Source organism: Pseudomonas asplenii (assembly GCF_900105475.1).
Taxonomy (GTDB): domain Bacteria; phylum Pseudomonadota; class Gammaproteobacteria; order Pseudomonadales; family Pseudomonadaceae; genus Aquipseudomonas; species Aquipseudomonas asplenii.
Map to the genome: position 1 here is coordinate 3,716,515 of NZ_LT629777.1, position 14,297 is coordinate 3,730,811.

A 14,297-nucleotide genomic window follows, 5' to 3' on the forward strand; every position below is an offset into this window, starting at 1 on the left:
GATTCGCGATGAGTTCGAACGCATCATTTTCCCCGCCCAGCCTGTTGCTCAGTACCATCGGCCTGTCGCTGGCGACCTTCATGCAGGTGCTCGACACCACCATCGCCAACGTGGCATTGCCGACCATTTCCGGCAACCTGGGCGTGAGTTCGGAGCAGGGCACCTGGGTCATCACCTCGTTTGCCGTGAGCAACGCCATCGCTCTGCCGCTGACTGGCTGGCTGAGCCGGCGCTTCGGTGAGGTGAAACTGTTCATCTGGGCCACCCTGTTGTTCGTGCTGGCCTCGTTTCTCTGTGGGATTTCCACTTCGATGCCCGAGCTGGTGGGCTTCCGGGTGATTCAGGGGCTGGTGGCCGGACCGCTGTACCCGATGACCCAGACGCTGCTGATCGCGGTCTATCCGCCGGCGCGACGAGGCATGGCCCTGGCGTTGCTGGCGATGGTCACGGTGGTCGCGCCGATTGCCGGACCGATCCTCGGTGGCTGGATCACCGACAGCTACAGTTGGCCGTGGATCTTCTTCATCAACGTGCCGATCGGCATCTTTGCCGCCATGGTGGTCCGTCAGCAGCTCAAGGCGCGGCCGGTGGAGATCAGCCGCCAGCCGATGGATTATGTCGGTCTGCTGACCCTGATTATCGGTGTCGGCGCGCTGCAGGTGATCCTCGACAAGGGCAATGACCTGGACTGGTTCGAATCGAACTTCATCATTATCGGTGCGGTGATCTCGGTGGTCGCGCTGGCGGCGTTCGTGATCTGGGAAATGACCGACGAGCATCCAGTGGTCAACCTGCGCCTGTTCGCCTATCGCAACTTCCGCATCGGCACCCTCGTGCTGGTGCTCGGTTATTCCGGGTTCTTCGGGATCAACCTGATCCTGCCGCAGTGGCTGCAGACCCAGATGGGCTACACCGCGACCTGGGCGGGGTTGGCTGTGGCGCCGATCGGTATTCTGCCGGTGCTGATGTCACCCTTCGTCGGGAAATACGCCAACCGGGTCGATCTGCGTCTGCTGGCCGGGCTGGCATTCCTGGCGATTGGCCTGAGCTGCTTCATGCGCGCCGGGTTCACCAATGAGGTGGACTTCGAACATGTGGCGCTGGTGCAACTGTTCATGGGGATCGGCGTGGCGCTGTTCTTCATGCCGACCTTGAGTATCCTGATGTCCGACCTGCCGCCGCAGCAGATTGCCGACGGTGCTGGCCTCGCGACCTTCCTGCGTACGCTCGGCGGTAGTTTTGCCGCGTCGCTGACCACCTGGATCTGGATTCGCCGGGCGGATCAGCATCATGCTTACCTGAGTGAAAGCATTACCCCGTTCGATCCGGCGACGCGTGAGGCGTTGAACAATCTCGGGGGCGCAGGGAGCCAGGCCTACAGTCAATTGGACCAGATCCTCAGCAGTCAGGCGTACATGCTGTCGACGGTGGACTATTTCACCTTGCTGGGTTGGATGTTCATGGCCTTGATGCTGTTGGTGTGGCTGGCCAAGCCACCGTTCGCTGCCAAGGCCGGGCCGGAGGCTGCCGGGCATTAAGTCCCGTCAGGTCTATTCGCGGGCAAGCCCTGCTTCTGCAAGGTGGCATCGTATTCAATAACGGTGCCGTCCTGTAGGAGCAGGGCTTGCCCGCGAAGCTTTTAGCGGCTCAGTCAATCCAGCAGAGGGAGTGCCGGCGGTGGTGGGAAGTCGAAATGGGCCAACTGGAATCCCTGCTCATCCACCTGCAAGGCCCAACCCTGGTGATCCCAATCGCCCAGCACGATGCGTTTCGCCGCCTGGGTGCCCAGTTGCAGCTTGTGAATCGCCGGCCTGTGGGTGTGGCCGTGGATCAGGGTGTGTACGCCATATTGCTGCATGATCCGCGGGATTTCCTCGGGGGTCACGTCAACGATGTCGTTGGCTTTCATGCGGGTCTGGGCCCGACTTTCACTGCGCAGCTTGCGCGCCAGTTTGTGCCGGGTGCTCAGTGGCAGATGCCGCAGAATGAATAGCGTGATGGGGTTGCGCAGATAGCGCCGTAGGCGCATGTAGGCCTCGTCGCGGGTGCACAGACTGTCGCCATGCATCAACAGCACGGGCTCGCCATTGATCTGCACCACGCTTGGATCTTTCAACAAGGTGGCTCCGGCCGCCTTGCAGAAGGCGTTGCCGAGCAGGAAATCGCGATTGCCGTGCATCAGGAAAATCGGGGTGCCGCCATCGCTGACCTCGCGCAGTGCCGCGCAGATCGAACGTTGGAAGGGGGTCATGGCATCGTCGCCGATCCAGGCTTCGAAGAAGTCGCCAAGGATGTACAACGCTTGTGCCGAACGGGCGCGTCCAGCGAGGAAATCCAGAAACGCCCGGGTGATGTCCGGGCGCTCCTCTTCCAGATGCAAGTCTGAAATCAGCAGTATCACTCAATGATCTCGGCTTTCTCGATGATCACGTCTTCTGCCGGTACGTCCTGATGGCCTGCTTTCATGGTGGTCGCAACGCCCTTGATGCTGTCGACCACTTCGGTACCGGCGATCACTTTGCCGAATACCGCGTAACCCCAGCCTTGCACGGTCTTGGCGCTGTGGTTGAGGAAGCTGTTGTCGGTGACGTTGATGAAAAACTGCGCGGAAGCCGAATGCGGCTCCATGGTGCGGGCCATGGCGATGCTGTATTTCTCGTTCGGCAGGCCGTTGTCAGCTTCGTTCTGGATGCTTGGGCGCTTGTCTTTCTTTTCCTTCATGCCAGGCTCGAAACCGCCGCCCTGGATCATGAAGTTGCCGATGACGCGGTGGAATACGGTGTTCTCGTAGTGGCCAGCCTTGACGTACTCAACGAAGTTGGCAACGGTCAGCGGAGCTTTCTCGGCGTTCAGTTCGAGGACGATCTCGCCGTGGTTGGTGGTCAGTTTGACTTGAGTCATGGTAGCTATCGCTCTATTCAGGGAATTCGTGGAACGGTGGCCGGGCCCGTCGAAGGGCCGCGTCACAACCTGGGCGGGGAGTTTAACGTGCTTGCCGGGCATTTCGAGGGTTTTTATACCGCCGGTATTAAAAGATGGCCCTGTCAGGGGCTTGACGGGTTCGGCTATGATAGGGGTTTTGATTGACACGGCCTATCCGGGCCCCGCACTTGTTACGTCCAAGGATCTTATGAGCAAGCCCACTGTCGACCCTACTTCGAACGCCAAGACCGGCCCCGCTGTCCCGGTCAACTTCCTGCGCCCGATCATTCAGGCCGACCTGGATTCGGGCAAGCACACCCAGATCGTCACGCGTTTTCCGCCTGAGCCCAACGGTTATCTGCACATCGGCCATGCCAAGTCGATCTGTGTGAACTTCGGCCTGGCCCAGGAGTTCGGTGGCGTCACGCACCTGCGTTTCGATGACACCAACCCGGCCAAGGAAGATCAGGAATACATCGACGCGATCGAAAGCGACGTCAAGTGGCTGGGCTTCCAGTGGGCCGGCGAAGTGCGCTACGCCTCGCAGTATTTCGACCAGTTGCACGACTGGGCCGTCGAGCTGATCAAGGCCGGCAAGGCCTATGTCGATGACCTGACTCCCGAGCAGGCCAAGGAATACCGTGGCAGCCTGACCGAGCCTGGCAAGAACAGCCCGTTCCGCGATCGTTCGGTCGAGGAAAACCTCGACTGGTTCGCCCGCATGAAAGCCGGCGAGTTCAAGGATGGCGAGCGCGTGCTGCGGGCCAAGATCGACATGGCTTCGCCGAACATGAACCTGCGCGACCCGATCCTCTATCGTATTCGCCATGCTCACCATCACCAGACCGGTGACAAGTGGTGCATCTACCCGATCTACGACTTCACTCACGGCCAGTCGGATGCCATCGAAGGCATCACCCACTCCATCTGCACGTTGGAGTTCGAAAGCCATCGCCCGCTGTACGAGTGGTTCCTGGACAATCTGTCGGTGCCGTGCAAGCCGCGCCAGTACGAATTCTCGCGGCTGAACCTGAACTACACCATCACCAGCAAGCGCAAGCTCAAGCAACTGGTGGATGAGAAGCACGTCAACGGTTGGGACGATCCGCGCATGTCGACCCTGTCGGGCTTCCGTCGTCGCGGCTATACGCCCAAATCCATCCGCAACTTCTGCGAGATGGTCGGCACCAACCGTTCCGACGGCGTGGTGGACTTCGGCATGCTCGAATTCAGCATCCGTGACGACCTCGATCAGAGTGCGCCGCGCGCCATGTGCGTGCTGCGTCCGTTGAAGGTGGTGATTACCAACTACCCGGAAGGTCAGGTCGAGAACCTCGAGCTGCCTTGCCATCCGAAGGAAGACATGGGGGTTCGCCACTTGCCGTTCGCCCGCGAGATCTACATCGATCGTGACGACTTCATGGAAGAGCCGCCCAAGGGCTACAAGCGCCTTGAGCCGGCCGGCGAAGTACGCCTGCGCGGCAGCTACGTGATCCGTGCCGACGAAGCGATCAAGGACGCCGAGGGCAATATCGTCGAACTGCGTTGCTCCTACGACCCGGACACCCTGGGCAAGAACCCCGAGGGTCGCAAGGTCAAGGGCGTGATCCACTGGGTGCCGGCGGCGGCCAGCGTCGAGTGCGAAGTGCGCCTGTACGATCGTCTGTTCCGCTCGCCGAACCCGGAGAAGGCCGAAGACGGCGCCAGTTTCCTGGACAACATCAACCCTGACTCCCTGCAGGTCCTCACCGGTTGTCGTGCCGAACCTTCGTTGGGCAACGCACAGCCGGAAGACCGTTTCCAGTTCGAGCGCGAAGGCTACTTCTGCGCGGATATCAAGGACTCGAAACCAGGCGCCCCGGTATTCAACCGTACCGTGACCCTGCGCGACTCCTGGGGTCAGTGATTCAGTCAAGGAATTAACGTGCTTACGATCTACAACACGCTCACCAAGAGCAAAGAAGTCTTCAAGCCGCTGGATGGCAACAAGGTGCGCATGTACGTCTGCGGGATGACCGTGTACGACTTCTGCCACCTGGGCCACGGCCGCAGCATGGTTGCCTTCGACCTGGTGACCCGCTGGCTGCGTTTCAGTGGTTATGACCTGACCTATGTGCGCAACATCACCGACATCGACGACAAGATCATCAATCGGGCCAACGAGAACGGCGAGTCGTTCGAGGCGTTGACCGAACGCATGATCGCCGCGATGCACGAGGATGAAGCACGGCTGAACATCCAGAAGCCGGACATGGAGCCGCGTGCCACCGACCATATCGCTGGCATGCACGCGATGATCCAGACCCTGATCGACAAGGGTTACGCCTACGCACCGGGCAATGGCGACGTGTACTACCGCGTTGGCAAGTTCATGGGTTACGGCAAGCTGTCGCGCAAAAAGATCGAAGACCTGCGTATCGGTGCGCGGATCGAGGTCGACGAGTCCAAGCAGGATCCGCTGGACTTCGTCCTGTGGAAAGCCGCCAAGCCGGGTGAGCCGAGTTGGGAGTCGCCGTGGGGCGCCGGCCGTCCGGGTTGGCATATCGAATGCTCGGTGATGTCGACCTGCTGCCTGGGCGAGACGTTCGACATTCATGGTGGTGGCAGCGATCTGGAGTTCCCGCACCACGAGAACGAGATCGCCCAGAGCGAGGCGGCCACCGGCAAGACCTACGCCAATGCCTGGATGCACTGCGGCATGATCCGCATCAATGGCGAGAAGATGTCCAAGTCCTTGAACAACTTCTTCACCATTCGCGACGTGCTCGACAAGTACCATCCGGAAGTCGTGCGTTACCTGTTGGTGTCGAGCCACTACCGCAGCGCGATCAACTATTCGGAAGACAACCTCAAGGACGCCAAGGGCGCCCTGGAGCGTTTCTACCATGCGTTGAAAGGTCTGCCGAACGTGCCGGCGGCTGGTGGCGAGGCGTTCGTCGAGCGTTTCACCCAGGCAATGAACGACGACTTCGGCACGCCCGAAGCCTGCGCGGTGCTGTTCGAGATGGTGCGCGAGATCAACCGTCTGCGCGACATCGATGTCGAAGCGGCGGCAGGGCTGGCGGCACGTCTCAAGCAGTTGGCTGATGTGCTCGGCGTGTTGCAGTTGGAGGCCGACGAGTTCCTGCAGGCGGGTGCCGCAGGGCGTGTCGATGCGGCGCAGGTCGAGGCGTTGATCCAGGCGCGCCTGGCGGCGCGAGCCAACAAGGACTGGGCCGAATCCGACCGTATCCGCGACCAGATCACCGCCATGGGCGTGGTGCTGGAAGACGGCAAGGGCGGTACCACCTGGCGTCTGGCTGACTGAGCCGTGTGCTGAATAAACAGAAACCCGCCTTGTGCGGGTTTTTGTTTATGGGGTGCGAGAAACAACAAAGGCACCCGAAGGTGCCTTTGTTTTTTACTGCTGTCACCGATCAGGCGTGCAGCGACTCAGCCGCATACAAGGTGTTTTCCAGCAGGCAGGCGCGGGTCATCGGGCCGACGCCGCCCGGGACCGGCGTGATCCAGCCGGCGCGGGGCAGGGCGGTCTCGTAGACCACATCGCCCACCAGCTTGCCGTCTTCCTGACGGTTGATGCCGACGTCGATGACGATGGCACCTTCCTTGACCCACTCGCCCTTGACCAGGCCCGGCTTGCCGGCGGCTACCACCAGCAGGTCGGCACGACCGACATGGCCGGCCAGGTCCTTGGTGAAGCGGTGGGTCACGGTCACGGTGCAGCCCGCCAGCAGCAGTTCCATCGCCATGGGCCGGCCAACGATATTGGACGCGCCGACGATCACCGCATTCATGCCGTACAGGTCGGCACCGGTGCTTTCCAGCAGGGTCATGATGCCTTTCGGGGTGCAGGGGCGCAGCAGCGGTATACGCTGGGCCAGGCGTCCGACGTTATAAGGATGGAAACCGTCCACATCCTTGTCCGGACGAATGCGTTCCAGCAGTTTGGAGGCATCGAGGTGCTCGGGCAGGGGCAACTGAAGCAGAATGCCGTCGATGCTCGGGTCGTCATTCAGGCGGTCGATCAAGTCGGTCAGCGCCTGTTGCGTGGTTTCGCTAGGCAGGTCATAGGCTTGCGAAATGAAGCCGACCTCTTCGCAGTCCTTGCGTTTGTGCGAGACATAAACCTGGGAGGCAGGATCGCTGCCGACCAGGATCACCGCGAGGCCTGGCGTACGCAGACCCTGCTGGCGACGCTCGGCGACACGTTGAGCGATCTGCTGGCGCAGACGAGCGGCGATCGCCTTGCCGTCGATTAGTTGTGCTGTCATGACGCGTGATTAACCATCGAAAGGGGTGGAAAAAGAGCGCACATTCTCGCACGCCAAGGCGCGAGGGCAAAGGCGCTTGGTCTGGATATTCCCCTAACTCCTTTATATTTCTAAATTTTTTTCAAAAAAGAGTTGACGACTTTCCGGCTCGTCTATAACATTCGTCGCACTTGTCGGGCACAGCCTAGCACTGGTTGAGAAGGTCGAGCTGAATAGGCGGATGTTAGAGTCTAGCTCAGCAAGATTGAAGCTCTTAGTTTGTAGTCATAGTAGAGTACAAATTAATAAGGCGCCCGTAGCTCAGCTGGATAGAGCATCCGCCTTCTAAGCGGATGGTCGCAGGTTCGAGTCCTGCCGGGTGCGCCATTAGGCAGCTTTGGCACAAGTAGCGCAATATGGTGGGCGTAGCTCAGTTGGTAGAGCACAGGATTGTGACTCCTGTTGTCGTGGGTTCGATCCCCATCGTCCACCCCATATTCGAATAAAGACGCCAGATTAATAATCTGGCGTCTTTGCTTTAACGGTTTTACCCGCGGACGTGGTGGAATTGGTAGACACACTGGATTTAGGTTCCAGCGCCGCGAGGCGTAAGAGTTCGAGTCTCTTCGTCCGCACCATATTGGCTTCACATACAAAAGACGGCGCAGCACCTGAATAAGGGCTGCGCCTTTTTTGTTTAAGGTTCCGGCGGATTCTGCGATGCGGTCTCTCCAGGTGCCTGTGCCTGGTTGCGGTCTTGTTGTTGCTGGATGCTGCCGGTTCTGCGTTCGGTCTGTTTGGCGGGCCGATTGCCGGGGTTCCGGTCGGTGGCCTCTTCTGTCTTGAAAGAGGGCGGCGAGGGCTCTGGCACAAGTGATTGCGTGTTGTCGGAAAAGGACGCCAACAGCCTGTTCCGACGAATAATTACCGGCTGTTTCCTGCTCGTTTTCAGCGGGGTGACTTCTTGAGTATGACCCACTAGAATGCATGCCCTTGCTTCTGAGGTCGGAAACGGCCGGCTAACGTCTGTGCAACGAGGAATATCCATGCAAGTTTCTGTTGAAAATACATCGGCTCTTGAGCGCCGCATGAGCATCACCGTGCCAGCTGAGCGCATCGAGACCCAGGTCAACAAGCGTCTGCAGCAGACTGCCCAAAAGGCCAAGATTGCAGGCTTCCGTCCTGGCAAGGTGCCAATGAGCGTGATCCGTCAGCGTTACGAAGCTGATGCCCGTCAGGAAGCGGTAGGTGACGTGATCCAGGCTTCCTTCTATGAAGCAGTGGTCGAGCAGAAGCTGAACCCTGCCGGTCAGCCTTCGGTCGAGCCGAAAGTGCTGGAGAAAGGCAAGGACCTGGAATACATCGCTACCTTCGAAGTGTTCCCCGAGTTCACCGTTGCCGGTTTCGATTCCATCGCCGTCGAGCGCCTGAGCGCCGATGTGGCTGATGCCGATCTGGACAACATGCTGGAAATCCTGCGCAAGCAGAACACCCGTTTCGAAGTGGCCGAGCGTGCTGCCCAGAACGAAGACCAGTTGAACATCGATTTCGTGGGCAAGGTCGACGGCGAAGTATTCGCTGGCGGCTCCGCCAAGGGCACCCAACTGGTTCTGGGTTCCAACCGCATGATCCCGGGCTTCGAAGAGGGTCTGGTGGGTGCAAAGGCCGGTGAAGAACGTGTTCTGAACCTGACCTTCCCAGAGGATTACCAGAACCTCGACCTGGCTGGCAAAGCCGCCGAGTTCACCGTGACCGTGAACACCGTTTCCGCGCCGACCCTGCCTGAGCTGAACGAAGCCTTCTTCGCCCAGTTCGGTATCAAGGAAAGCGGCCTGGACGGCTTCCGCACCGAAGTTCGCAAGAACATGGAGCGCGAACTGCGTCAGGCGATCAAGTCCAAGGTCAAGAACCAGGTAATGGACGGCCTGCTGGCTGCCAACCCGATCGAAGTGCCGAAAGCGCTGCTGGAGAACGAAGTGAACCGTCTGCGCGTGCAGGCTGTTCAGCAGTTCGGCGGCAACATCAAGCCTGACCAACTGCCGGCTGAACTGTTCGAAGAACAAGCCAAGCGCCGCGTCGTGCTGGGCCTGATCGTCGCTGAAGTGGTCAAGCAATTTGACCTCAAGCCTGACGAAGACCGCGTTCGCGAACTGATCCAGGAAATGGCCTCGGCCTACCAGGAGCCAGAGCAAGTTGTGTCCTGGTACTACAAGAACGAACAGCAACTGAACGAAGTTCGTTCGGTTGTGCTCGAAGAACAAGTTGTGGATACTGTTCTGCAGAAGGCGAAAGTGACCGATAAATCGGTCTCCTACGAAGAAGCAGTCAAGCCTGCGGAAGCTCCACAGGCCGAATGATTTTCTGACTCGTTGGAAAATACACACCATAAGCCAGCCTCGCGCTGGCTTATGCGTATTCAAGACATGACTATTTGGGTGCAGAGCATGTTCCGTAATTCTTATATTCAGCAGAACTCTGATATCCAGGCCGCTGGCGGCCTGGTCCCGATGGTTGTCGAGCAGTCCGCTCGTGGCGAGCGCGCCTATGACATCTACTCGCGTCTTCTCAAGGAGCGAGTGATCTTTCTGGTGGGCCCGGTAGAGGACTACATGGCCAACCTGATCTGTGCGCAGTTGCTGTTCCTTGAAGCGGAAAATCCGGACAAGGACATCCATCTCTACATCAACTCCCCGGGCGGTTCGGTAACGGCGGGTATGTCGATCTACGACACCATGCAGTTCATCAAGCCGAACGTTTCGACCACCTGTATCGGCCAAGCCTGCAGCATGGGTGCGTTCCTGCTGACCGCCGGTGCCGAAGGCAAGCGTTTCTGCCTGCCGAACTCGCGCGTGATGATTCACCAGCCTCTGGGCGGTTTCCAGGGCCAGGCTTCGGATATCGAAATCCATGCCAAGGAAATCCTGTTCATTCGCGAGCGCCTCAACACGCTGATGGCCAAGCACAGCGGGCGTACCCTTGAAGAAATCGAGCGCGATACCAATCGCGACAACTTCATGAGCGCAACCGCTGCACGTGAGTATGGCCTGATCGACGAAGTGATCGAAAAGCGCCCTGCGTGAAATAAGCCGCACAAAATAGGGGTGGTCGGCCGGTCCGATCACCTGCGGGCTTGAAAAAGCCTGCAATAGCCTTCATCTTGTGTTGCAAGCCTATCGGATTTGGATCGAACGAATGACTGACACCCGCAACGGCGAGGACAACGGCAAGCTGCTTTATTGCTCCTTCTGTGGCAAAAGCCAGCATGAAGTACGCAAATTGATTGCCGGCCCCTCGGTCTTTATCTGCGACGAGTGCGTCGACCTGTGCAATGACATCATCCGTGAGGAGGTGCAGGAAGCACAGGCCGAGAGCAGCGCGCATAAACTGCCTTCGCCTAAAGAAATCAGCGGCATCCTTGATCAGTACGTCATTGGTCAGGAGCGTGCCAAGAAGGTTCTGGCCGTAGCGGTATACAACCACTACAAGCGCTTGAACCAGCGCGACAAGAAAAGCGACGACGTCGAACTCGGCAAGAGCAACATCCTGCTGATCGGCCCGACCGGCTCGGGCAAGACCCTGCTGGCCGAGACATTGGCGCGCCTGCTGAATGTACCGTTCACCATCGCTGACGCAACCACCCTCACCGAGGCTGGTTATGTGGGCGAGGACGTGGAAAACATCATTCAGAAGTTGCTGCAGAAGTGCGATTACGATGTGGAGAAGGCCCAGATGGGCATTGTCTACATCGACGAAATCGACAAGATTTCCCGCAAGTCCGACAACCCTTCGATTACCCGCGACGTTTCCGGCGAGGGCGTGCAGCAGGCCTTGCTGAAGTTGATCGAAGGTACGGTCGCTTCCGTTCCGCCACAAGGCGGCCGCAAGCACCCGCAGCAGGAGTTCCTGCAGGTCGACACCCGTAACATCCTGTTCATCTGTGGTGGTGCGTTCTCCGGCCTGGAGAAGGTCATCCAGAACCGTTCGACCAAGGGTGGTATCGGTTTCACGGCCGAGGTCCGCAGCAAGGAAGAGGGTAAGAAGGTTGGCGAATCCCTGCGTGAAGTCGAACCTGACGATCTGGTCAAGTTCGGTCTGATCCCCGAGTTCGTCGGTCGTTTGCCGGTTCTGGCGACTCTGGACGAGCTGGATGAGGCTGCATTGATGCAGATCCTCACCGAGCCGAAGAACGCCTTGACCAAGCAGTATGCCAAGTTGTTCGAAATGGAAGGCGTTGACCTCGAGTTCCGTGCCGATGCGCTGAAATCCGTGGCCAAGCGTGCCCTGGAGCGTAAGACCGGTGCCCGTGGTCTGCGTTCGATCCTGGAAGGCATCCTGCTCGACACCATGTACGAAATCCCGTCGCAATCGGACGTGAGTAAAGTGGTGATCGACGAAAGCGTCATAGAAGGCAAGTCCCAGCCGCTGTACATCTATGAGAACAGTGAGCCGACCGCCAAGGCCGCACCTGACGCGTAAGCGTCGGAGCATGTGACCTAAAAGGGGCCTTCTGGCCCCTTTTGCTTTTCCTGACAGGGCGCTTGTTTTTTTCCCAAGCAACCCCCATCTTGATCCTAAGCTTACTTTCTATCTGTTCCCGGCCTCAGGGCCGCCGTAGAGGCGAAATCATGAAGACGACCATCGAATTGCCTCTCCTGCCATTGCGTGATGTCGTGGTGTATCCGCACATGGTTATCCCGCTGTTCGTGGGGCGCGAGAAGTCTATCGAAGCCCTCGAGGCCGCGATGACGGGCGACAAGCAGATCCTGCTGCTGGCTCAGCGTAATCCTGCCGATGATGATCCGGGCGAAGATGCCCTGTATCGGGTCGGTACCGTAGCGACCGTCCTGCAACTGCTCAAGCTGCCTGATGGCACCGTCAAGGTGCTGGTGGAAGGTGAGCAACGCGGTACGGTCGAGCATTTTAGCGAAGTCGATGGCCATTGCCGCGCGCAAGTGACGCTGATCGAGGAAACCGAGGCGCCGGATCGCGAATCCGAAGTGTTCGTGCGCAGTCTGTTGTCGCAGTTCGAGCAATACGTACAGCTGGGCAAGAAGGTTCCCGCCGAAGTCCTGTCCTCGCTCAACAGCATTGATGAGCCGAGCCGCCTGGTCGACACCATGGCCGCGCACATGGCCCTGAAAATCGAGCAGAAACAGGACATTCTCGAAATCATCGAGCTGCCTGCCCGTGTCGAGCACGTGCTGGCGCTGCTGGATGCCGAAATCGACCTGCTGCAGGTTGAAAAGCGCATCCGTGGTCGCGTCAAGAAACAAATGGAGCGCAGCCAGCGCGAGTACTACCTGAATGAGCAGATGAAGGCCATTCAGAAAGAGCTGGGCGATGGCGACGAAGGCCATAACGAAATCGAAGAGTTGAAAAAACGCATCGATGACGCCGGCCTGCCCAAGGATGCCCTGACCAAGGCCCAGGCCGAGCTGAACAAGCTCAAGCAGATGTCGCCGATGTCCGCCGAGGCCACTGTGGTGCGTTCCTACCTCGACTGGCTGGTGCAGGTACCGTGGAAGGCCCAGAGCAAGGTTCGCCTGGATCTCAAGCGCGCCGAAGACATCCTCGATGCCGACCACTATGGTCTGGATGAGGTCAAGGAACGGATTCTCGAGTATCTCGCCGTACAGAAACGCGTGAAGAAGATCCGTGGCCCTGTGCTGTGCCTGGTCGGTCCTCCGGGGGTCGGCAAAACTTCCCTGGCGGAGTCGATTGCCAACGCGACCAATCGCAAATTCGTGCGCATGGCCCTCGGTGGTGTGCGTGATGAAGCGGAAATCCGTGGTCATCGCCGGACCTACATCGGTTCGATGCCAGGAAGATTGATACAAAAAATGACAAAGGTGGGTGTGCGCAACCCGCTGTTCCTGCTCGATGAAATCGACAAGATGGGCAGCGACATGCGTGGCGACCCGGCCTCGGCGTTGCTGGAGGTCCTGGACCCCGAGCAGAACCACAACTTCAACGACCATTACCTGGAAGTCGACTACGACCTGTCCGACGTGATGTTCCTGTGCACCTCCAACTCGATGAACATCCCGCCAGCGCTGCTGGACCGGATGGAAGTGATCCGCCTGCCGGGTTACACCGAGGACGAGAAGATCAACATCGCGACCAAGTACCTGTCGCCCAAGCAGATCGAGGCCAACGGCCTGAAGAAGGGCGAGCTGGAGTTCGAGGACGAGGCGATCCGCGACATCATCCGTTACTACACCCGCGAAGCCGGTGTGCGTGGCCTGGAGCGGCAGATTGCCAAGGTTTGCCGCAAGGCGGTGAAAGAGCATGCAGTGGAAAAACGCTTCTCGGTGAAGATCACTTCCGATCTGCTGGAGCACTTCCTGGGTGTGCGTAAATTCCGCTACGGCCTGGCCGAGCAGCAGGATCAGGTAGGGCAGGTGACGGGTCTGGCCTGGACCCAGGTCGGTGGTGAACTGCTGACCATCGAAGCCGCCGTGGTACCGGGCAAGGGGCAACTGATCAAGACCGGTTCCCTGGGCGATGTGATGGTCGAGTCGATCACGGCTGCCCAGACCGTGGTGCGCAGCCGGGCCAAGAGCCTGGGCATTCCGCTGGATTTCCACGAGAAACGCGATACTCATATCCACATGCCGGAGGGCGCTACGCCGAAGGACGGCCCTAGTGCTGGTGTAGGAATGTGTACCGCTCTGGTGTCGGCGCTGACCGGTATTCCTGTACGCGCAGATGTCGCCATGACGGGTGAGATTACCCTGCGGGGCCAGGTGTTGGCGATTGGCGGCCTGAAGGAAAAATTGTTGGCCGCTCATCGTGGCGGGATCAAGACCGTGATCATTCCAGAAGAGAATGTGCGTGATCTGAAGGAAATTCCTGACAATATTAAGCAGGATCTTCAGATTAAACCGGTTAAATGGATTGACGAAGTCCTGCAAATTGCGCTGCAATACGCCCCGGAGCCCTTGCCAGATGTGGTTCCGGAGATCGTCGCGAAGGACGAGAAACGCGATGCGGATTCCAAGGAAAGAATCAGTACCCATTAGTAGAGATCTTGCCTGGGGGGCTTCCTTGACAGCTTTTTAGAGCCCTTGTTATAAAGCGGCTCTTATAAGTGCCTGTAGGCCACTCAGCACCTGTTTTAGCTTT

The 14,297-nt window shown here is 58.8% G+C and carries 10 protein-coding genes and 3 tRNA genes; 10 read left to right on the forward strand and 3 right to left on the reverse strand.

What is annotated here, in order from left to right:
* Positions 1-8: 8 nt before the first annotated feature.
* Positions 9-1,538 carry a DHA2 family efflux MFS transporter permease subunit gene (locus BLU37_RS17075; RefSeq protein WP_010445781.1) on the forward strand — a complete coding sequence of 510 codons (1,530 nt, stop codon included), beginning with the start codon at positions 9-11 and terminating at the stop codon, positions 1,536-1,538.
* Between the two features lie 113 nt (positions 1,539-1,651).
* Here BLU37_RS17075 and lpxH read toward each other — a convergent pair whose 3' ends face one another.
* Both lpxH and BLU37_RS17085 read right to left on the reverse strand, forming a co-directional pair.
* Positions 1,652-2,401: a UDP-2,3-diacylglucosamine diphosphatase gene (lpxH, locus tag BLU37_RS17080; protein ID WP_090206850.1), complete on the reverse strand. Its 750-nt coding sequence runs from the start codon at positions 2,399-2,401 to the stop codon at positions 1,652-1,654.
* The gene (locus BLU37_RS17085) at positions 2,398-2,901 is read right to left on the reverse strand and encodes a peptidylprolyl isomerase (RefSeq protein WP_010445783.1); all 504 of its coding nucleotides are present in this window, start codon (positions 2,899-2,901) and stop codon (positions 2,398-2,400) included. Before BLU37_RS17085 ends, lpxH begins: the two co-directional genes overlap by 4 nt.
* A 229-nt stretch (positions 2,902-3,130) precedes the next feature.
* On the opposite strand from BLU37_RS17085, the gene BLU37_RS17090 reads away from it, so the two are divergent.
* Both BLU37_RS17090 and cysS read left to right on the forward strand, forming a co-directional pair.
* Complete coding sequence (locus BLU37_RS17090; protein ID WP_090206853.1) at positions 3,131-4,828, forward strand: glutamine--tRNA ligase/YqeY domain fusion protein; 1,698 nt, start codon at positions 3,131-3,133, stop codon at positions 4,826-4,828.
* Between the two features lie 18 nt (positions 4,829-4,846).
* On the forward strand, positions 4,847-6,229 hold the full coding sequence (gene cysS, locus BLU37_RS17095) for a cysteine--tRNA ligase (protein ID WP_090206856.1): 1,383 nt from the start codon (positions 4,847-4,849) through the stop codon (positions 6,227-6,229).
* 109 nt (positions 6,230-6,338) lie between these two features.
* Here the strand turns inward: cysS and folD are convergent, their stop codons facing one another.
* Complete coding sequence (folD, locus tag BLU37_RS17100; RefSeq protein ID WP_010445786.1) at positions 6,339-7,193, reverse strand: bifunctional methylenetetrahydrofolate dehydrogenase/methenyltetrahydrofolate cyclohydrolase FolD; 855 nt, start codon at positions 7,191-7,193, stop codon at positions 6,339-6,341.
* A 289-nt stretch (positions 7,194-7,482) separates the two neighbouring features.
* Between folD and BLU37_RS17105 the strand changes: the two genes are divergently transcribed.
* The 7 genes from BLU37_RS17105 to lon all read left to right on the forward strand — a co-directional run bounded on the left by BLU37_RS17105 (position 7,483) and on the right by lon (position 14,194).
* A tRNA-Arg gene (locus BLU37_RS17105) sits at positions 7,483-7,559 on the forward strand.
* A gap of 32 nt (positions 7,560-7,591) precedes the next feature.
* Positions 7,592-7,667: transfer RNA gene (locus tag BLU37_RS17110), tRNA-His, on the forward strand.
* 58 nt (positions 7,668-7,725) lie between these two features.
* Positions 7,726-7,810: transfer RNA gene (locus BLU37_RS17115), tRNA-Leu, on the forward strand.
* Positions 7,811-8,218: 408 nt separating this feature from the next.
* Complete coding sequence (gene tig / locus BLU37_RS17120) at positions 8,219-9,529, forward strand: trigger factor (protein WP_090206859.1); 1,311 nt, start codon at positions 8,219-8,221, stop codon at positions 9,527-9,529.
* 87 nt (positions 9,530-9,616) lie between these two features.
* Positions 9,617-10,252: an ATP-dependent Clp endopeptidase proteolytic subunit ClpP gene (gene clpP / locus BLU37_RS17125; protein ID WP_010445788.1), complete on the forward strand. Its 636-nt coding sequence runs from the start codon at positions 9,617-9,619 to the stop codon at positions 10,250-10,252.
* A 112-nt stretch (positions 10,253-10,364) separates the two neighbouring features.
* The gene (gene clpX, locus BLU37_RS17130) at positions 10,365-11,648 is read left to right on the forward strand and encodes an ATP-dependent Clp protease ATP-binding subunit ClpX (protein WP_010445790.1); all 1,284 of its coding nucleotides are present in this window, start codon (positions 10,365-10,367) and stop codon (positions 11,646-11,648) included.
* Positions 11,649-11,797: 149 nt separating this feature from the next.
* Complete coding sequence (gene lon / locus BLU37_RS17135) at positions 11,798-14,194, forward strand: endopeptidase La (RefSeq protein ID WP_010445792.1); 2,397 nt, start codon at positions 11,798-11,800, stop codon at positions 14,192-14,194.
* Positions 14,195-14,297: the final 103 nt, after the last annotated feature.

Bases quoted from the DNA above. Each gene is read 5' to 3' on its own strand.
- BLU37_RS17075 (WP_010445781.1), top strand. From the start codon at position 9: ATGAGTTCGAACGCATCATTTTCCCCGCCCAGCCTGTTGCTCAGTACC.
- lon (WP_010445792.1), top strand. From the start codon at position 11,798: ATGAAGACGACCATCGAATTGCCTCTCCTGCCATTGCGTGATGTCGTG.
- clpP (WP_010445788.1), top strand. From the start codon at position 9,617: ATGTTCCGTAATTCTTATATTCAGCAGAACTCTGATATCCAGGCCGCT.
- clpX (WP_010445790.1), top strand. From the start codon at position 10,365: ATGACTGACACCCGCAACGGCGAGGACAACGGCAAGCTGCTTTATTGC.
- BLU37_RS17085 (WP_010445783.1), bottom strand. From the start codon at position 2,901: ATGACTCAAGTCAAACTGACCACCAACCACGGCGAGATCGTCCTCGAA.
- folD (WP_010445786.1), bottom strand. From the start codon at position 7,193: ATGACAGCACAACTAATCGACGGCAAGGCGATCGCCGCTCGTCTGCGC.
- tig (WP_090206859.1), top strand. From the start codon at position 8,219: ATGCAAGTTTCTGTTGAAAATACATCGGCTCTTGAGCGCCGCATGAGC.
- BLU37_RS17090 (WP_090206853.1), top strand. From the start codon at position 3,131: ATGAGCAAGCCCACTGTCGACCCTACTTCGAACGCCAAGACCGGCCCC.